Raw genomic sequence first — 17703 nt, 5'->3', positions numbered from 1 at the left:
GGATGAAGGGGCTTGAGAATGCCATCCGCAATCTGAACAGCCTTGATACCCGTATGGTGCCACAGGCCAGCGCATGGGCGATAAACCGTGTGGCACAGAAAGCGGTCTCGGTTGCCACCCGGCAGGTTGCCGGGAATACCGTTGCGGGAGATAACCAGGTGAAAGGGATCCCCCTGAAACTGGTACGTCAGCGTGTCCGGGTGTTTAAAGCCAGTCCGTCAGGAAAAATGACGGCCAGGATCCGCGTTAACCGGGGCAATCTGCCCGCCATCAAACTGAACACAACACGGCGGCGTGCTGGTGAAGGACTGAGAGTGGGAAAATACTTTTTCCGGGGGGCATTTGTTCAGCAACTGGCGAATGGCCGCTGGCATGTTCTGAGGCGTCTTCCTGAAGCGCGTTTTGCAACAGGGCATGACCATCAGGGCAGGCCAAGAAAAAATCGTCTTCCTGTGGAGGTAGTGAAAATCCCGCTGTCCGGACCGCTGACACAGGCATTTGAAGATGCCCGCGACCGCATCATTGCTGCGGAAATGCCGAAACAGCTGGGGTATGCACTGAAACAACAACTGAGGTTATGGCTGACCCGATGAACCGACATACACAAATCCGCCAGGCCGTACTGGCACGCCTTCGGGAACAGTGTGGAGACAGCGCCACGTTTTTTGACGGGCTTCCGGCATTTATTGATGCGCAGGAACTGCCTGCCGTGGCGGTGTGGCTGAGTGATGCTCAGTACACCGGAAAAATGACGGATGAAGATGACTGGCAGGCTGTTCTGCATATTGCTGTCTTCATCCGGGCACAGGCACCGGATTCAGAGCTGGATATGTGGATGGAGAGCACCATTTTCCCGGCCCTGAATGATGTACCGGCACTTTCCGGACTCATCGACACCCTGATCCCACTCGGTTTTAACTATCAACGTGATAATGAGATGGCCACCTGGGCGATGGCGGAAATCACGTACCAGATCACGTACACGAATTAAGGAGGTGGCAATGACCACACCAAATCCACTGGCAAAGACGAAAGGTGCGGGGACGACGTTCTGGATGTATACCGGCAACGGCGACGCATTTGCGAACCCTTTGTCGGACACTGACTGGCTGCGTCTTGCGATGGTGAAGGATCTGCAACCTGGCGAAATGACCGCTGATGCAGAAGATGATACTTATCTCGATGATGAAGATGCAGACTGGAAAACGACAACCCAGGGGCAGAAATCAGTCGGTGATACTTCGGCGACGCTGGCCTGGCGTCCGGGTGACAGCGGGCAGAAAAAACTGGTTCAGTTGTTCGACTCCGGTGAAGTCTGCGCGTTTCGTATCAAATATCCCAACGGTACTGTTGATGTTTTCCGTGGCTGGCTGAGTTCACTGGGTAAAACCATTGCCTCAAAAGACGTGATGACCCGCACTGTGAAAATCAGCGGTGTGGGGCGTCCGTATCTGGCAGAGGAAGGCACTGATACAGTGAGCGTTACCGGGCTGACGGTGGCACCGGCATCTGCCAGTGTAAAAGTGGGAGCAACCACCACGCTGACCTTTACAGTAAAACCTGACGGAGCCAGTGACAAAGCGATCAGTGTGCATTCGTCAGATCCACAGACTGCCACGGTGACCCTGAACGGGCTTGTAGCCACGGTGAAAGGCGTGAAGCAGGGCAGTGTCAGCATTGTGGGCATGACCGCTGACGGGAATTTTGTGGCTGTGGCTGCGGTGACTGTCAGCGCCGCAGGTTAACAGGACGATACTCATCATTTGCCCCGGTTATCCGGGGCTTTTTTGCAGGTGGAGAACATGATGTTTCTGAAACAGGGCACGTTTAATTATGAAAAACAGTCCGTGGTGCTCAGTGAGCTGTCCGGGCTGCAGAGAATTGAATATCTGGCGTTTGTTCAGCAGCGAACGGCAAAGTTTGATGCCGGTGAGGGAGAACTGCCGGAGGCTGAACGACAGATTGCTTTTCTGCGGATGGGGATGGATATCAATGCCTGGCTGGTTTCCCGCTCACTGTGGAATGCGGATCAGTCTAAGGATGTAGAGACGCTTTGCGCATCCGTTATTACAACATGGTCGTATGATGCCCTGGGTGCGGGGGCGGAGATGGTTCTGTCGCTGAGCGGTATGGGGGCCATTGATAATGCCGGGGATGATGAGCATGAGGCGCTGACGCCGGAAAAGTCCTGACGCGGGAAATGCAGTTTGTCATGCGGCTTGCCCGGGAGTTCCGGCGGGCAGACTGGCGGCGGATGCTGTCGGAAATGTCGGCCACTGAGCTTGGTGAGTGGGGCGATTATTTCCGGATGCAGAGCTTCAGTGATGTGTGGATGGATGCGCAGTTTGCCTCGCTGAAGGCATTGATCGTGAGAATGGTGTCCGGCAGCAGTGATGCTGCGGTGGCTGATTTCAGCCTTTTACCGGAAGAGAACGGGATACCGGAGCGAACGGACGAAGAACTGATGCATCTTGGGGAAGGTATTTCCGGAGGTGTGCGTTATGGACCAGATAGCCAACCTGGTCATTGATTTGGGGATTGATGCGGCAGAGTTTAAAAATGAAATCCCCCGTATCAAAAACCTTCTGAATGGTGCAGCCAGCGATGCAGAACGGTCTTCTGCCCGTATGCAGCGTTTTATGGAGCGTCAGACTCAGGCCGCCCGGCAGACAACGCAGGCGGCGTCTTCGGCTGCAACAGCCGCATCCGTCCATGCGCAGACGGTGGAGAAGAACGCACAGGCTCATGAACGCATGGCCCGCGAGGTGGAGAAAACCCGCCAGCGCATGGAGGCGCTGAGCCAGAAAATGCGCGAGGAACAGGCGCAGGCCATGGCTCTGGCGGAGGCTCAGGATAAAGCGGCTGCTGCGTTTTATCGTCAGATTGACAGTGTGAAACAGGCCAGTGCGGGGCTGCAGGAATTACAGCGTATTCAGCAGCAGATCCGACAGGCCAGAAACAGTGGCGGGATTGGTCAGCAGGATTATCTGGCGCTGATTTCTGAGGTTACGGCGAAAACCCGTGTTCTTACACAGGCTGAGGAAGAGGCTACCCGACAGAAAGTGGCGTTTATCCGTCAGCTTAAAGAGCAGGCAACCCGCCAGAATCTTTCTTCTTCTGAGTTGCTTCGTGCTAAGGCTGCCCAGCTGGGGGTAAGCAGTGCTGCAGAAGTGTATATCCGCAAAATGGAGCAGGCAGGAAAAGCCACGCATTCGCTGGGGCTGAAAAGTGCAGCGGCCCGTCAGGAGATAGGCGTTCTGATAGGTGAACTGGCCCGCGGAAATTTAGGTGCGCTGAGGGGATCCGGAATAACGCTGGCTAACCGTGCCGGGTGGATAGACACATTGATGTCACCGAAAGGCATGATGCTTGGCGGGGTTATTGGCGGTATTGCCGCGGCTGTCTATGGTCTGGGTAAAGCCTGGTATGACGGTCAGAAGGAGGGGGAAGAATTTAACCGCCAGCTGTCGCTGACGGGGCATTATGCCGGAGTCACTGCCGGGCAGCTGTGGACGCTCAGTCGTGCTATTTCCGGGAATGGTATCACGCAACATGCTGCAGCCGGTGCGCTGGCTCAGGTGGTGGGGAGTGGTGCATTTCGTGGAAACGATATCGGTATGGTGGCGAGAGCTGCCGCACAGATGGAGCGATCGGTTGGCCAGTCGGTCAGCGATACCATAAGTCAGTTTAAGCGGCTGAAGGATGATCCTGTAAATGCCGCGAAGGCTCTGGACAATGAGCTGCATTTTCTTACTGCCACTCAGCTTGAGCAGATACGCGTCCTTGGGGAACAGGGGCGGTCCAGTGATGCGGCACGGATAGCCATGTCTGCACTGGCAGAGGAAACCGGTCGGCGTACTGCGGATATTGATAATAACCTCAATGCGCTGGGCAGTACGCTGAAGTATCTGTCTGATTTATGGAGTCGTTTCTGGGATGCGGCCATGAATATTGGTCGTGAAGACTCGCTGGATGAACAGATTTCCGCTTTACAGGAGAAAGTGTCGCGGGCGAAAAGACTCCCCTGGACGGCATCATCTTCTCAGGTTGAGTACGATCAGCAGCGTCTTAACGAGCTTCAGGAGAAAAAACGCCAGAAGGATTTGCAGGATGCAAAAGAGCAGGCAGAGCGGAATTATCAGGAGCAACAGAAACGCCGTAATGCTGAAAATGCTGCACTGAACCGGATGAATGAAACGGAAGCAGCACGACATCAGCGTGAAATTGCGCGTATTAATGCCATGCAGTACGCCGATCAGGCTGTCAGGGATGCGGCGATACAACGTGAAAATGAACGTTACGAGAAAGCCCTGGCATCCGGTAAGAAAAAAACACGCGAAACCCGTAATGATGAGGCCACCCGGTTATTGCTGCAGTACAGTCAGCAACAGGCACAGGTGGAAGGACAGATTGCTGCTGCCAGACAGTCAGCAGGCATTGCCACGGAAAGGATGACAGAAGCGCATAAACAGCTTCTGGCTCTGCAGCAGCGCATCAGCGACCTGGACGGGAAAAAACTGACGGCAGATGAAAAGAGTGTGCTGGCCCGTAAAGATGAACTGATTCAGGCACTGACGCTGCTGGATGTAAAACAGCAGGAGCTTCAGAAACAGACGGCACTCAACGAGCTGAAGAAAAAAACAATTCAGCTGACCAGTCAACTGACTGAAGAAGAGCGCGCTCAGCGTCAGCAACATGACCTGGATATCGCCACGGTGGGTATGGGTGATCAGCAGCGGCAGCGATATCAGGTACAACTGAGTCTTCGCCAGAAATACCAGCAACAGCTGGAGCAGTTGAGGCGGGATAGTGAGCAGAAAGGGACATATAACACGGATGACTACAGAAAGGCCGAGCAGGCGCTGACGGAGAGCCTGAACCGACAACTGAATGAGAATCGCCGTTACTGGCAACAGCTTGAAGTTGTGCAGGGTAACTGGAAAAACGGAGTCCTGCGTGCATTTCAGGATTTTACCGTGGATGCAGATAATACGGCAGGAACAGCAGAACAGGTGTTCTCGTCAGCCTTCAGCAACATGGGAAATGGCCTGGCAACTTTTGTCACTACCGGCAAACTCAATTTCAAATCCTTCACCTCTTCTGTGCTGTCAGATATGGCGAAAATCCTGGCGCAGGCAACCATGATGAAATCGATAAAAGGGATTGGCAGTGTACTGGGATTTGATCTCAGCAGCCTTTCCCTGAATGCCAATGGGGGGATTTATCAGTCTGCTGATTTGAGTCGCTACAGTGGCACGGTGGTTAACCGTCCGACGTTTTTTGCTTTTGCAAAAGGCGCGGGTGTGATGGGGGAAGCTGGACCTGAAGCCATTCTGCCACTGCGTCGTGGTGCTGACGGTAAGCTGGGGGTTGTGGCGGATATTGGTGGTTCAGGTATGGCGATGTTTGCCCCGCAGTACAACATCGAGATCAATAACGATGGCACGAACGGGCAGATAGGTCCGGCTGCCCTGAAGGTGGTTTATGACCTTGGGAAAAAAGCGGCAGCGGACTTTATGCAACAGCAGGCCCGTGATGGTGGTCGGTTAAGTGGAGCATATCGGTAATGGAGACGTTTCACTGGAAAGTGCGCCCGGATATGAATGTGGTATCAGAGCCGAAAGTGGTGACAGTGAAGCTGGGCGATGGTTATGAACAGCGTCGTGCGGCGGGACTGAATAACCAGTTGTCGACTTACAGCGTGACGATACGTGTTCGTAAATGTGAACACCCATCTTTAAAAGCCTTTCTGGAACGGCACGGTGGCGTCCGCGCATTTCAGTGGACGCCACCTTATGACTGGAAGCCGATCAGGGTGGTTTGTCGTAAATGGTCGGCAAGCGTGGGGGCGTTGTGGGTAACCATAACGGCAGATTTTGAACAGGTCGTGGCATAGGAGGCTCTGATGCAGGATATTCCACAGGAAACACATCATGAGACGACACGCCTCACTCAGTCAGCCCAGGTGGTGCTCTGGGAAATCGATCTGACAGAGGTCGGTGGTGAACGTTATTTTTTCTGTAATGAGCAGAACGAAAAAGGTGAGCCGGTTACCTGGCAGGGGCGGCAGTATCAGGCATACCCCATTCAGGGGACGGGATTTGAACTGAACGGCAAGGGCAGTGCTGCCCGTCCGACACTGACGGTTTCTAACCTGCACGGAATGGTCACCGGGATGGCGGAAGACCTGCAGAGTCTGGTCGGCGGAACGGTGGTCAGGCGTAAGGTTTACGCCCGTTTTCTGGATGCGGTGAACTTCGTCAACGGAAACAGTGACGCCGATCCGGAGCAGGAGGTGATCAGCCGCTGGCGCATCGAGCAGTGCAGCGAACTGAGCGCGGTCAGTGCCTCTTTTGTACTGTCCACGCCGACGGAAACGGACGGTGCTGTTTTTCCGGGGCGCATCATGCTGGCTAATACCTGCACCTGGACCTATCGCGGTGATGAGTGCGGTTATCACGGTCCGGCTGTCGCTGATGAATATGACCAGCCGACGTCCGATATCACGAAGGATAAATGCAGCAAATGCCTGAGTGGTTGTAAGTTTCGCAATAACGTCGGCAACTTTGGCGGCTTCCTTTCCATTAACAAACTTTCGCAGTAATCCCATGACACAGACAGAATCAGCGATTCTGGCGCACGCCCGGCGATGTGCGCCAGCGGAGTCGTGCGGCTTCGTGGTGAGAACGCCGGAGGGGGAAAGATATTTTCCCTGCGTGAATATCTCCGGTGAGCCGGAGGCGTATTTCCGGATGTCGCCGGAGGACTGGCTGCGGGCAGAGATGCAGGGTGAGATTGTGGCGCTGGTCCACAGCCACCCCGGTGGTCTGCCCTGGCTGAGTGAGGCTGACAGGCGGCTGCAGGTGCAGAGCGATTTGCCTTGGTGGCTGGTCTGCCGGGGTGAGATTCATAAATTCCGCTGTGTGCCGCATCTGACCGGGCGGCGCTTTGAGCACGGGGTGACGGACTGTTACACGCTGTTCCGGGATGCTTATCATCTGGCGGGGATTGAGATGCCGGATTTTCATCGCGGGGATGACTGGTGGCGTCACGGTCAGAATCTCTATCTGGATAATCTGGAGGCCACAGGGCTGTATCAGGTGCCGTTGTCAGCGGCGCAGCCGGGCGATGTGCTGCTGTGCTGTTTTGGTTCATCGGTGCCGAATCATGCCGCCATTTACTGTGGTGACGGCGAGCTGCTGCACCATATTCCTGAACAACTGAGCAAACGAGAGAGGTATACCGACAAATGGCAGCGACGCACACACTCCCTCTGGCGTCACCGGGCATGGCACGCATCTGCCTTTACGGGGATTTGCAACGATTTGGCCGCCGCATCGACCTTCGTGTGAAAACGGGGGCCGAAGCCATCCGGGCGCTGGCCACACAGCTCCCGGCGTTTCGTCAGAAACTGAATGACGGCTGGTATCAGGTGCGCATTGCCGGGCGTGATGCAGGTGAAACCGAATTATCTGCCCGTCTTAATGAGCCGCTGGCAAATGGTGCCGTGATCCATATCGTGCCGCGTCTGGCGGGAGCTAAAAGTGGCGGTGTATTTCAGGTGGTGCTGGGGGCGGCGTTGATTGCGGTGGCATGGTGGAACCCTGTGGGCTGGCTGGGTGCCGCGGCTGTATCGGGCATGTATGCGGCAGGGGCCAGTATGATCCTGGGCGGTGTGGCGCAGATGCTGGCACCGAAAGCCAGGACGTCCACGGCAGCCAGTACAGATAACGGCAAACAGAACACCTATTTCTCCTCACTGGATAACATGGTTGCTCAGGGCAATGTTTTGCCTGTTCTGTACGGTGAAATGCGTGTGGGGTCGCGGGTGGTTTCTCAGGAGATCAGCACGGCAGACGAAGGGGACGGTGGTCAGGTTGTGGTGATTGGTCGCTGATGCAAAATGTTTTATGTGAAACCGCCTCCGGGCGGTTTTGTCGTTTATGGAGCATGACGAATGGGTAAAGGCAGCAGTAAGGGGCATACCCCGCGAGAAGCGAAGGACAACCTGAAATCCACGCAGTTGCTGAGTGTGATTGATGCCATCAGTGAAGGGCCGATTGAAGGTCCGGTGGATGGATTAAAAAGCGTGCTGCTGAACAGTACGCCGGTGCTGGACACTGAGGGGAATACCAACATCTCCGGTGTCACAGTGGTGTTCCGGGCAGGTGAGCAGGAGCAGACTCCGCCGGAGGGATTTGAATCCTCCGGCTCCGAGACGGTGCTGGGTACGGAAGTGAAATATGACACGCCGATCACCCGGACCATCACGTCTGCAAATATCGACCGTCTGCGCTTTACCTTCGGTGTGCAGGCACTGGTGGAAACCACCTCAAAGGGGGACAGGAATCCGTCGGAAGTCCGCCTGCTGGTTCAGATACAACGTAACGGTGGCTGGGTGACGGAAAAAGACATCACCATTAAGGGCAAAACCACCTCGCAGTATCTGGCCTCGGTGGTGGTGGATAACCTGCCGCCGCGACCGTTCAATATCCGGATGCGCAGGATGACACCGGACAGCACAACAGACCAGCTGCAGAACAAAACGCTCTGGTCGTCATACACCGAAATCATCGATGTGAAACAGTGCTACCCGAACACGGCACTGGTCGGCGTGCAGGTGGATTCGGAGCAGTTCGGCAGCCAGCAGGTGAGCCGTAATTATCATCTTCGCGGGCGCATTCTGCAGGTGCCGTCGAACTATAACCCGCAGACGCGGCAATACAGCGGTATCTGGGACGGGACGTTTAAACCGGCATACAGCAACAACATGGCCTGGTGTCTGTGGGATATGCTGACCCATCCGCGCTACGGCATGGGGAAGCGTCTCGGTGCGGCGGATGTGGACAAATGGGCGCTGTATGTCATCGGCCAGAATTGCGACCAGTCGGTGCCGGATGGCTTTGGTGGCACGGAGCCGCGCATCACCTGTAATGCCTACCTGACCACACAGCGTAAGGCGTGGGATGTTCTCAGTGATTTCTGCTCGGCGATGCGCTGTATGCCGGTATGGAACGGGCAGACGCTGACGTTCGTGCAGGACCGACCGTCGGATAAGGTGTGGACCTATAACCGCAGTAATGTGGTGATGCCGGATGATGGCGCGCCGTTCCGCTACAGCTTCAGCGCCCTGAAGGACCGCCATAATGCCGTTGAGGTGAACTGGATTGACCCGAATAACGGCTGGGAGACGGCGACAGAGCTTGTTGAAGATACGCAGGCCATTCTCCGTTACGGTCGTAACGTCACGAAGATGGATGCCTTTGGCTGTACCAGCCGGGGGCAGGCACACCGCGCCGGGCTGTGGCTGATTAAAACGGAGCTGCTGGAAACGCAGACCGTGGACTTCAGCGTGGGTGCAGAAGGGCTTCGCCATGTACCGGGCGATGTCATTGAAATCTGTGATGATGACTATGCGGGTATCAGCATCGGCGGGCGCGTGCTGGCGGTGAACAGCCAGACGCGGACACTGACGCTCGACCGTGAAATCACGCTGCCATCCTCCGGCACCACGCTGATAAGCCTGGTTGACGGACAGGGGAATCCGGTCAGCGTGGAGGTCCAGTCCGTCACCGACGGCGTGAAGGTGAAAGTGAGACGGGTTCCTGACGGCGTTGCAGAATACAGCGTGTGGGGGCTGAAGCTGCCGACGCTGCGCCAGCGCCTGTTCCGCTGCGTGAGTATCCGTGAGAACGATGACGGTACGTATGCCATCACCGCCGTGCAGCATGTGCCGGAGAAAGAAGCCATCGTGGATAACGGGGCGCACTTTGACGGCGACCAGAGCGGCACGGTGAATGGTGTCACTCCGCCAGCAGTGCAACACCTGACCGCAGAAGTCACCGCAGACAGCGGGGAATACCAGGTGCTGGCGCGCTGGGATACGCCGAAGGTGGTGAAGGGCGTGAGCTTTATGCTTCGCCTGACCGTGGCAGCGGATGACGGCAGTGAGCGGCTGGTCAGCACGGCCCGGACGACGGAAACCACATACCGCTTCAGGCAGCTGGCTCTGGGAAATTACAGTCTGACAGTCCGGGCGGTAAATGCGTGGGGGCAGCAGGGCGATCCGGCGTCGGTATCGTTCCGGATTGCCGCACCGGCAGCGCCATCGCGGATTGAGCTGACGCCGGGTTATTTTCAGATAACCGCCACGCCGCATCTTGCGGTTTATGATCCGACTGTACAGTTTGAGTTCTGGTTCTCGGAAAAGCGGATTGCGGATATCAGGCAGGTTGAAACCACAGCCCGCTATCTTGGCACGGCGCTGTACTGGATAGCCGCCAGTATCAATATCAAACCGGGCCATGATTATTATTTTTACGTTCGCAGTGTGAACACCGTCGGCAAATCGACATTCGTGGAGGCTGTCGGTCGGGCGAGCGATGATGCGGAAGGTTACCTGGATTTTTTCAAAGGCCAGATAACCGAATCCCATCTCGGCAAGGAGCTGCTGGAAAAAGTCGAGCTGACGGAGGATAACGCCAGCAAACTGGAGGAGTTTTCGAAAGAGTGGAAGGACGCCAACGATAAATGGAATGCCATGTGGGGCGTCAAAATTGAGCAGACCGAAGACGGCAGGCATTATGTCGCGGGGCTTGGCCTTAGTATGGAGGATACGGAGGAAGGCAAACTGAGCCAGTTCCTGGTTGCCGCTAACCGTATCGCGTTTATTGACCCGGCAAACGGGAATGAAACGCCGATGTTTGTGGCGCAGGGCAACCAGATATTCATGAACGAAGTGTTCCTGAAGTATCTGACGGCTCCCACCATTACCAGTGGCGGCAATCCGCCGGTATTTTCCCTGACACCGGACGGGCGGCTGACGGCGAAAAATGCCGATATCAGCGGTAACGTGAATGCGAACTCCGGGACGCTCAATAATGTCACGATTAACCAGAACTGTCGGATTCTGGGAAAACTGTCTGCCAACCAGATTGAAGGTGATATTGTCAAAACGGTGGGAAAAGCCTTTCCGAGAAATGGCAGTTATGCCAGCGGTACAATAACGGTCACTGTGTACGATGACCAGGCTTTTGACCGTCAGATAGTAATCCCACCCGTTCTGTTTCGCGGTGGTAAGCATGAAAACTTCAACAGCAACAACCAACAGTCATACTGGTATTCAACCTGTAAGCTGCAGGTGCTGAAGAACGGACAGGAAATCTTTCAGCAACCCGCGACGGATGTCAGCAGGGTATTTTCATCCGTCATTGATATGCCTGCCGGACACGGTCATGTCACCCTGACTTTCAATGTTTCTTCATATGGTGCTAATAACTGGACGCCAACGACCAGTATCAGCGACCTTCTTGTTGTCGTGATGAAGAAATCAACAGCCGGTATCAGTATCAGTTGAATTTTATAACCCCAATACGGGCGCCAGAAATGGCGCCTTTTTTATTGCAGAAAAGCGAGAGGTAATTATGCGTAAATTATGTGCTGTTATTCTGTCTGCAGTAGTCTGGCTGGTCGCCGCTGGTACGCCAGCGAGTGCAGCAGAGCATCAGTCCACACTAAGCGGCGGGTATCTTCAGTCCCATACTGATATGCCCGGCAACGATGACCTGAAGGGCATTAACGTGAAATACCGTTATGAATTTACGGACACGCTGGGGCTGGTGACGTCATTCAGCTATGCAGGAGACAAGAATCGCCAGCTTACCCGTTACAGCGATACCCACTGGCATGAAGATTCCATTCGTAACCGCTGGTTCAGCGTGATGGCGGGGCCGTCTGTGCGCGTGAATGAATGGTTCAGCGCGTATGCGATCGCGGGTGTGGCTTACAGCCGTGTGTCGACTTTTTCCGGGGATTATCTTCAGGTGACCGACAACAAGGGGGATACGCACGATGTGCTGACCGGAAGTGATGACGGTCGCCACAGCAACACGTCTCTGGCGTGGGGGGCTGGCGTGCAGTTTAACCCGACCGAATTCGTGGCCATTGATATTGCTTATGAAGGTTCCGGCAGTGGCGACTGGCGCACTGACGGTTTCATCGTGGGTGTCGGTTATAAATTCTGATTAGCCAGGTAACACAGTGTTATGACAGCCCGCCGGTTCAGGCGGGCTTTTTTGTGGAGTGGATATGGCAGCAGTAAAAATCTCAGGTGTGCTGAAAGATGGTGCGGGTAAACCAATACAGAACTGCACTATTCAACTGAAGGCAAAGCGTAACAGCACCACGGTACTGGTGAACACGGTGGCCTCTGAAAATCCGGATGAAGCCGGGCGTTACAGCATGGATGTTGAGTATGGCCAGTACAGCGTCATCCTGCTGGTTGAAGGTTTTCCGCCTTCACATGCCGGGACCATTACCGTCTATGAAGGCTCCAGACCAGGTACGCTGAATGATTTTCTCGGTGCCATGACGGAAGATGATGTCATGCCGGAGGCATTGCGTCGTTTTGAGGCAATGGTGGAAGAAGCGGCACGCAACGCCGAAGCCGCCTCTCAGAGCGCAGCGGCGGCAAAGAAATCCGAAACTGCAGCGGCATCATCGAAGAACGCGGCGAAAACCTCAGAAACGAATGCAGCTAACAGCGCACAGGCGGCAGCGTCCTCGCAGACTGCATCGGCAAACTCCGCGACAGCAGCCAAAAAATCAGAAACCAACGCGAAAAACAGTGAGACAGCCGCAAAGACGAGCGAAACCAACGCAAAGTCCAGCCAGACGGCAGCGAAAACAAGCGAAACGAATGCCAAAGCCAGTGAAACTGCGGCGAAAAGCAGTCAGGATGCAGCAGCCGAAAGCGAGAGTGCTGCAGCTGGTTCTGCGACTTCAGCAGCTGGATCAGCAACTGCTGCGGCTAACAGCCAGAAAGCCGCGAAGACGAGCGAAACTAACGCAAAGTCCAGCCAGACGGCAGCGAAGACCAGCGAAACGAATGCCAAAGCCAGCGAAACTGCGGCGAAAAACAGTCAGGATGCAGCAGCCCAAAGCGAGAGTGCCGCAGCTGGTTCTGCAACAGCGGCAGCTAATAGCCAAAAAGCTGCAAAAACCAGTGAAACTAACGCAAAGACGAGTGAAACAAAAGCAGCAGCCAGCGAGACAGAAGCAACGTCAGCCGCAACAAGAGCAGAGAATGCAGCCCGGATTGCAGAAGATGCCGCTGATCCTGCTTCTGTCCCTCCGCTTCCTGATATCTGGCTACCCTTGAATGATTCTCTGGAAGCGATAACAGGGTATGCCCCGGGCTATAAAACAATAACCATCGGCAGTGATGAAATAACAATGCCTGTTAATGGCATATGCCAATTTAGCCGGGCTTCATCTGCAACGTATATTGATAAGTCCGGGCATATTACCGTGGCAGGGAATAACGTTCCTCGTTTTGAAAAATATGGTTTGCTGATAGAGAATCAGCGAACAAACATGTTCGTAAATAGTTTTAATCCTGATGCCTGGAATAAAAGCGGTGGTATATCTGTAACATCATCAACAGATGAATTTGAGTTTAAATATGGACGTTTCACGGTAGGAAGCGATATAGCAGGAACGACAACAGGGAGAAATATATGCACAGTTGCTGGTAACAAAGGCATAGATGTGACTGGCGATGATCAGTACAGTAAAGGTCCGTATGTTACCGCGTCGTTCAGGGTAAGAAGTGATCTCAATGTTCGCGCACGTATCCGTTTTGAACGGTATAACTCGGAAGGATACACCTTCCTTTGCGACGCCTATTTGTCATTACAGACCCATGAACTACAAATTACTGGTGGCAATGCCCAGCTATTAACAGCAAACTTTGAAATCGATCCAGGTAGTGGATGGATATACTTTCAGGCAACACTGAAATGTCTGCCAGAATGGGGAATGGTTGGTACGCAGCTGCAAATTGCAGCCGACAGAGCTGTGGGGTCTTTTGCAACAGGTGACTGGATAGAAGTAACCACCCCGCAATTCGAGTATGGTGCTTGTGCAACTTCCTTCATCATAACGACAACTGAGCCAGCGACTCGTGCATCAGATTTATGTAAATTTCCGCTGATGAAAAATATGTATACCATGCCTTTTACGTTCATGGTGGAAGTCCATAAAAACTGGTTTATTTCTCATAATGCGGCACCGCGTGTCATTGATTCAGAAAATCACCAGTCCGGAGGCCCATTTATTATGGGGTTTGGTTCTTCTGGAACTATTAGTCAGGACGGTTATTCGTATTGCGATATAGGCGGGGCTAACCGACGTGTATATGAGTCATGCGGAGTAAGAGATCTTGTTATGGGATTCAGGGTTAAGGCTGACGGCATGACATGCTCATTTGCAAATAAGCATATAAGCACAGAAACAAAAACAGTATGGAAATATATTCGTGAAGCTGCTGTGATTCGTATCGGGGGACAAACGACGACAGGATTACGACACCTTAATGGTCATATAAAAAACCTCCGTTTCTGGAACAGAGCATTGTCAGATACGCAGCTTAAGGAATACGTATAATGCGGGATATAACATTACGATTCGATAACAGAGAACAGTTTAACGCAATTGTATATGACAGTGGCCTGTTCAGTCTTGAAGAAGAAAACGGGGTTCTTGTTGATGTTATTGGCTGCGTTATCGATTACGAGGAGCCAGAAAACGAAAGATGTACAGGCATTGATCGCGGTGGTTTTTTCGTAAACATGAGGATCGTTGATAGCAGTAAAAACATATCTTCTTTAATGCCTTTCATTACGACAGATCAGCATGTAAGGACATGGGCTTAATGGAGTAAGACAATGGTTACAAAAACAGTAATTCCTGATGACATCAAAACGCTAAAATCCGATGTTAGTAAACTAAAAGCTGATCAAGGAAGCTATGCAACAAAATCTTATGTAGACAATAAAACAACATGGAATGGTTATTGCAATGTAATCTATGATCAAAAAACATTGCCAACAACTGGAACTATATTCAGCGGTAAGCTGCATTTGTCAAATAAGACTGGTGAAACGGAAAACGCTTATAGTGACATATATACCAGAAAAAATATTGATGGTACTAAAGATACAATGACGAGGATCGTCACACATAACGGGACAAAAGGTATCTTTTGGGACTTTAGTGATCTTTACGGAGGAACTTTAATTTTCCCTGGCACTGCTGGTTATTTGAAAATGGGTAAGTGCCTCATGTCCTATGGGGATCGTGTAGATAATGCCCTGATTAAATTTGATTATACAGACACATTACAGATCAAATATGCCAATCATGGTTCGACCATGACACTAAACACACAGGGAACCGCTCACGCTGGCGTTACTGCTAAATTGTGGGGCAATTCTAGCCGTCCGGTTGTTTATGAAGTTGGTGTAGATGGTGGGGCTTTTATATTCTTTGGTCAAAAACAAACAGATGACACATATGCATTTGCTGTTAATGGTGCATGTCAAGCGACCGCATTTAACCAGACCTCTGACCGAGACCTGAAAGATAATATTCAGGTGATTGATAATGCAACCGATCGCATCCGTAAGATGAATGGTTATACATACACGCTTAAAGAAAACGGGATGCCTTACGCTGGTGTTATCGCACAGGAAGCCTTAGAAGCAATTCCAGAGTCCGTAGGCTCTACGATAAAATATAGGGACGGTGGTAGCGGATCTGAAGGCGAAGAAGGTGAACGGTATTACACTGTAGATTATTCTGGTGTTACTGGCTTGCTTGTTCAGGTAGCCAGAGAGTCAGACGACAGAATAACAGCACTGGAAGAAGAAAACGCAGAATTAAGACAAATGTTATCTGCAATTGAGGCGGCGCTTGCGTCTAAATAATATTAAGGGGCCGAGCGCCCCGTTTTATTGGGTAGGATGAAAATGGATATAACACCCTTACTTCATGCACTTTGTGCTGTGGCTGCGCAGCTACTGATTGGTCTTTTTACCGGGAACTGGGCTTACGGAGCGATAGCCGGTTGTACGTTCTTCATTGCGCGTGAACACACCCAGGCAGAATATCGCTGGATTGAAATGTTCGGACATGGCAAGCGTATGAATATGCCGTGGTGGGGCGGTTTTGATCCGCGCGTGTGGGATGTAGCAAGCCTGATGGATTTTGCTGTGCCGGTGATGGCGTGTCTGCTGGTCTGGCTGTTTATCCGTTAAACATAAAAAGCCGCAGCAACTTGTCATGGCAGAATACTGCGGCTGGCTGGTGAACTTCCGATAGTGCGAGTATTGAATGATTTCCAGCCGTTATCGATTTTACGTATTAATTAATGAACAAACCACTCGTCAGCAGACTCCCAGGTATCTTTCAGAGTTTCCTGAACAAAAGTTTTAGCTGAATCTTTATCGGCGGTGCGCGTAACAGAAAGGCCATCGTTGCTGGTGGCTTTTACGATCACCTCTACATCGTCATAACGCTTACTGATGCGTCGAGTTAATTCTTCCTTCAACGCATCCACAGCACCGTTTGGCATTTTAGTCATTTTCTCTTTGGCTATGCAGATCTCAATACGCATAAAAATCCCTCTATACTGTGTTTGTATACAGTATTATTTTTAACTGTATGAATAAACAGTGTCAAGAGGTCTTATTTCTGCTCCTTTGGAGTTCTTCAAAACGATTATGTAAAGATTTTGGATACAGTTCGGTATATACCTGCCATAGCACGTTTAATGAACGATGCCCTGTAACCTGGGCGACTTCCTCAATACTAAAACCAGCCTCAAATAAGCGACTTGCCCCTTCTCTACGCAAATCATGGTATCGCAGATCTTTAATACCTAATTTGCTTCTTACCCTCTGAAATCCTGCGGTAACAGAAGTGCTGTTGTATGGAAAAATGAATTCAGATTTTTTGGGTTGTCGTTGGACGATATCCCAGGCTTCCCCAAGCAAGGCCACTTTCATATGGTTACCTTCCTTTTTACGTGGATCTTTCCTGTCTCTTACTAGTATAGATTTTTGTTCCTGGTCGAGATCTTCCCATCGTAACCGGCATACTTCTCCGATTCGCATACAGGACCACACAGAAAATTTGAGGATATCAACGAACGGAATTTTTGAGCATTTATGAGTAGATCGTTGTTGAAGGCCTTCAATGAGCATGTCTAGTTCATCAGATGCTGGTCTACGATTACGACGATTTGATTTACCAATTAAACCAAGTTTAAGTAGATATGGACGAGCGGCTTTTGCTGGGTTTGATGTGTAATTAATTCCGTATACAGGTTTGGCTGCATCCAGAACACTGCCAAGATAACTAACATCGTGGCTAACAGTAGCTGGACCTGCACCGGCGTTGTTTCTCAACCTGCAATGTTCTATTACGTCATTTTCTGTTAATTCAGATAGTCTGATCGCAGAAATGTCACTATCCATAAGTAGTTCCAGCACATATCTTTTAGTGCGGCCTGCTTTACCTCCTGCATTTGGATCATTTAAATATTTGTGTAGCAAATCACGGACAGTAAGGCCGTCAATCTCGCTTGATGATGGGATTCCATACAAATCTAGTTCCATCACTTTCTGTGTACCCCATGTTTTGGCATGAGCATGTTTGGGAAAGGTTTTACTTTCCCTGTAAGTGATGACACCTTTTTCTTTAATAATCACGGTGCAACGATAGCGTGGTGTGCCATCGGATTTTAGCCGTTTCTCTATGTTATAGTACGCCATTACTCAATCTCGTCATTTCAGGTTCCCATGCGTTGTGGGAACCTGTGCGGGAACCTAACGCGAGAAAAATAGCCTGAAATGTTCAAAA

General features: G+C 51.9%; 18 protein-coding genes and 1 pseudogene. 17 read left to right on the top strand and 2 right to left on the bottom strand.

The annotated features are described in order from the left end of the window. The first annotated feature begins 2 nt into the window (after window positions 1-2). From FEK42_RS16175 to FEK42_RS23255, 17 genes and pseudogenes are all read left to right on the top strand, one after another. Entirely contained in the window at window positions 3-593 is a 591-nt protein-coding gene (locus FEK42_RS16175; protein WP_000677120.1) for a phage tail protein, read from the top strand. Next, window positions 590-991, top strand: coding sequence for a phage minor tail U family protein (locus FEK42_RS16170; RefSeq protein ID WP_001079400.1), 402 nt, complete (start codon window positions 590-592; stop codon window positions 989-991). Before FEK42_RS16175 ends, FEK42_RS16170 begins: the two co-directional genes overlap by 4 nt. Window positions 992-1001: 10 nt before the next feature. Beyond that, window positions 1002-1745 carry a phage tail protein gene (locus FEK42_RS16165; RefSeq protein ID WP_135493258.1) on the top strand — a complete coding sequence of 248 codons (744 nt, stop codon included), beginning with the start codon at window positions 1002-1004 and terminating at the stop codon, window positions 1743-1745. Between the two features lie 60 nt (window positions 1746-1805). Beyond that, on the top strand, window positions 1806-2192 hold the full coding sequence (locus FEK42_RS16160) for a phage minor tail protein G (RefSeq protein ID WP_001298500.1): 387 nt from the start codon (window positions 1806-1808) through the stop codon (window positions 2190-2192). Window positions 2193-2200: 8 nt separating this feature from the next. Next, complete coding sequence (locus FEK42_RS16155) at window positions 2201-2530, top strand: phage tail assembly protein T (protein ID WP_001161009.1); 330 nt, start codon at window positions 2201-2203, stop codon at window positions 2528-2530. Further along, the gene (locus FEK42_RS16150) at window positions 2502-5567 is read left to right on the top strand and encodes a phage tail tape measure protein (protein WP_059336911.1); all 3066 of its coding nucleotides are present in this window, start codon (window positions 2502-2504) and stop codon (window positions 5565-5567) included. The genes FEK42_RS16155 and FEK42_RS16150 overlap by 29 nt, the downstream gene beginning before the upstream one ends. Then, window positions 5567-5896, top strand: a complete 330-nt coding sequence (locus FEK42_RS16145; RefSeq protein ID WP_000447253.1) for a phage tail protein — start codon at window positions 5567-5569, stop codon at window positions 5894-5896. The genes FEK42_RS16150 and FEK42_RS16145 overlap by 1 nt, the downstream gene beginning before the upstream one ends. Before the next feature lie 9 nt (window positions 5897-5905). Beyond that, window positions 5906-6604, top strand: coding sequence for a phage minor tail protein L (locus FEK42_RS16140; protein WP_001152385.1), 699 nt, complete (start codon window positions 5906-5908; stop codon window positions 6602-6604). A gap of 4 nt (window positions 6605-6608) precedes the next feature. Next, entirely contained in the window at window positions 6609-7352 is a 744-nt protein-coding gene (locus FEK42_RS16135) for a C40 family peptidase (protein ID WP_032152077.1), read from the top strand. Next, window positions 7250-7897, top strand: a complete 648-nt coding sequence (locus FEK42_RS16130) for a tail assembly protein (RefSeq protein ID WP_000741576.1) — start codon at window positions 7250-7252, stop codon at window positions 7895-7897. The genes FEK42_RS16135 and FEK42_RS16130 overlap by 103 nt, the downstream gene beginning before the upstream one ends. Before the next feature lie 60 nt (window positions 7898-7957). Then, complete coding sequence (locus FEK42_RS16125) at window positions 7958-11356, top strand: host specificity protein J (protein WP_135493259.1); 3399 nt, start codon at window positions 7958-7960, stop codon at window positions 11354-11356. Window positions 11357-11423: 67 nt separating this feature from the next. Beyond that, the gene (locus FEK42_RS16120; RefSeq protein ID WP_135493260.1) at window positions 11424-12023 is read left to right on the top strand and encodes an Ail/Lom family outer membrane beta-barrel protein; all 600 of its coding nucleotides are present in this window, start codon (window positions 11424-11426) and stop codon (window positions 12021-12023) included. Window positions 12024-12087: 64 nt separating this feature from the next. Further along, window positions 12088-14445, top strand: a complete 2358-nt coding sequence (locus FEK42_RS16115) for a prophage tail fiber N-terminal domain-containing protein (protein ID WP_135493261.1) — start codon at window positions 12088-12090, stop codon at window positions 14443-14445. Continuing rightward, window positions 14445-14714, top strand: coding sequence for a hypothetical protein (locus tag FEK42_RS16110; RefSeq protein WP_001204893.1), 270 nt, complete (start codon window positions 14445-14447; stop codon window positions 14712-14714). Before FEK42_RS16115 ends, FEK42_RS16110 begins: the two co-directional genes overlap by 1 nt. A 12-nt stretch (window positions 14715-14726) precedes the next feature. Beyond that, window positions 14727-15767: a tail fiber domain-containing protein gene (locus tag FEK42_RS16105; RefSeq protein ID WP_135493262.1), complete on the top strand. Its 1041-nt coding sequence runs from the start codon at window positions 14727-14729 to the stop codon at window positions 15765-15767. Between the two features lie 42 nt (window positions 15768-15809). After that, window positions 15810-16097 (top strand): hypothetical protein, encoded by a 288-nt coding sequence (locus FEK42_RS16100; protein ID WP_138211890.1) that lies wholly within the window; start codon window positions 15810-15812, stop codon window positions 16095-16097. 33 nt (window positions 16098-16130) lie between these two features. Then, window positions 16131-16211 (top strand): annotated as a pseudogene (locus FEK42_RS23255) (capsid protein); the annotation flags it as partial. On the opposite strand, the gene FEK42_RS16095 reads toward FEK42_RS23255, so the two are convergent. Both FEK42_RS16095 and FEK42_RS16090 read right to left on the bottom strand, forming a co-directional pair. Further along, window positions 16208-16456: a DinI-like family protein gene (locus FEK42_RS16095; protein ID WP_001217539.1), complete on the bottom strand. Its 249-nt coding sequence runs from the start codon at window positions 16454-16456 to the stop codon at window positions 16208-16210. The pseudogene FEK42_RS23255 and the gene FEK42_RS16095 overlap by 4 nt on opposite strands. 61 nt (window positions 16457-16517) lie before the next feature. Next, the gene (locus tag FEK42_RS16090; RefSeq protein ID WP_135493263.1) at window positions 16518-17615 is read right to left on the bottom strand and encodes a site-specific integrase; all 1098 of its coding nucleotides are present in this window, start codon (window positions 17613-17615) and stop codon (window positions 16518-16520) included. Window positions 17616-17703: the final 88 nt, after the last annotated feature.

It is taken from the genome of Escherichia sp. E2748, assembly GCF_005781125.1.
Classification (GTDB): domain Bacteria; phylum Pseudomonadota; class Gammaproteobacteria; order Enterobacterales; family Enterobacteriaceae; genus Escherichia.
The sequence above is the reverse complement of the archived record's forward strand: the minus strand, read 5'-3'. Positions and strand labels throughout refer to the sequence as shown.

Coding starts and splice junctions, on each gene's coding strand:
- FEK42_RS16140 (WP_001152385.1), top strand. CDS start 5,906: ATGCAGGATATTCCACAGGAAACACATCATGAGACGACACGCCTCACT.
- FEK42_RS16120 (WP_135493260.1), top strand. CDS start 11,424: ATGCGTAAATTATGTGCTGTTATTCTGTCTGCAGTAGTCTGGCTGGTC.
- FEK42_RS16135 (WP_032152077.1), top strand. CDS start 6,609: ATGACACAGACAGAATCAGCGATTCTGGCGCACGCCCGGCGATGTGCG.
- FEK42_RS16090 (WP_135493263.1), bottom strand. CDS start 17,615: ATGGCGTACTATAACATAGAGAAACGGCTAAAATCCGATGGCACACCA.
- FEK42_RS16105 (WP_135493262.1), top strand. CDS start 14,727: ATGGTTACAAAAACAGTAATTCCTGATGACATCAAAACGCTAAAATCC.
- FEK42_RS16175 (WP_000677120.1), top strand. CDS start 3: ATGAAGGGGCTTGAGAATGCCATCCGCAATCTGAACAGCCTTGATACC.
- FEK42_RS16125 (WP_135493259.1), top strand. CDS start 7,958: ATGGGTAAAGGCAGCAGTAAGGGGCATACCCCGCGAGAAGCGAAGGAC.
- FEK42_RS16110 (WP_001204893.1), top strand. CDS start 14,445: ATGCGGGATATAACATTACGATTCGATAACAGAGAACAGTTTAACGCA.
- FEK42_RS16130 (WP_000741576.1), top strand. CDS start 7,250: ATGGCAGCGACGCACACACTCCCTCTGGCGTCACCGGGCATGGCACGC.
- FEK42_RS16100 (WP_138211890.1), top strand. CDS start 15,810: ATGGATATAACACCCTTACTTCATGCACTTTGTGCTGTGGCTGCGCAG.
- FEK42_RS16165 (WP_135493258.1), top strand. CDS start 1,002: ATGACCACACCAAATCCACTGGCAAAGACGAAAGGTGCGGGGACGACG.
- FEK42_RS16145 (WP_000447253.1), top strand. CDS start 5,567: ATGGAGACGTTTCACTGGAAAGTGCGCCCGGATATGAATGTGGTATCA.
- FEK42_RS16115 (WP_135493261.1), top strand. CDS start 12,088: ATGGCAGCAGTAAAAATCTCAGGTGTGCTGAAAGATGGTGCGGGTAAA.
- FEK42_RS16160 (WP_001298500.1), top strand. CDS start 1,806: ATGTTTCTGAAACAGGGCACGTTTAATTATGAAAAACAGTCCGTGGTG.
- FEK42_RS16170 (WP_001079400.1), top strand. CDS start 590: ATGAACCGACATACACAAATCCGCCAGGCCGTACTGGCACGCCTTCGG.
- FEK42_RS16155 (WP_001161009.1), top strand. CDS start 2,201: ATGCAGTTTGTCATGCGGCTTGCCCGGGAGTTCCGGCGGGCAGACTGG.
- FEK42_RS16095 (WP_001217539.1), bottom strand. CDS start 16,456: ATGCGTATTGAGATCTGCATAGCCAAAGAGAAAATGACTAAAATGCCA.
- FEK42_RS16150 (WP_059336911.1), top strand. CDS start 2,502: ATGGACCAGATAGCCAACCTGGTCATTGATTTGGGGATTGATGCGGCA.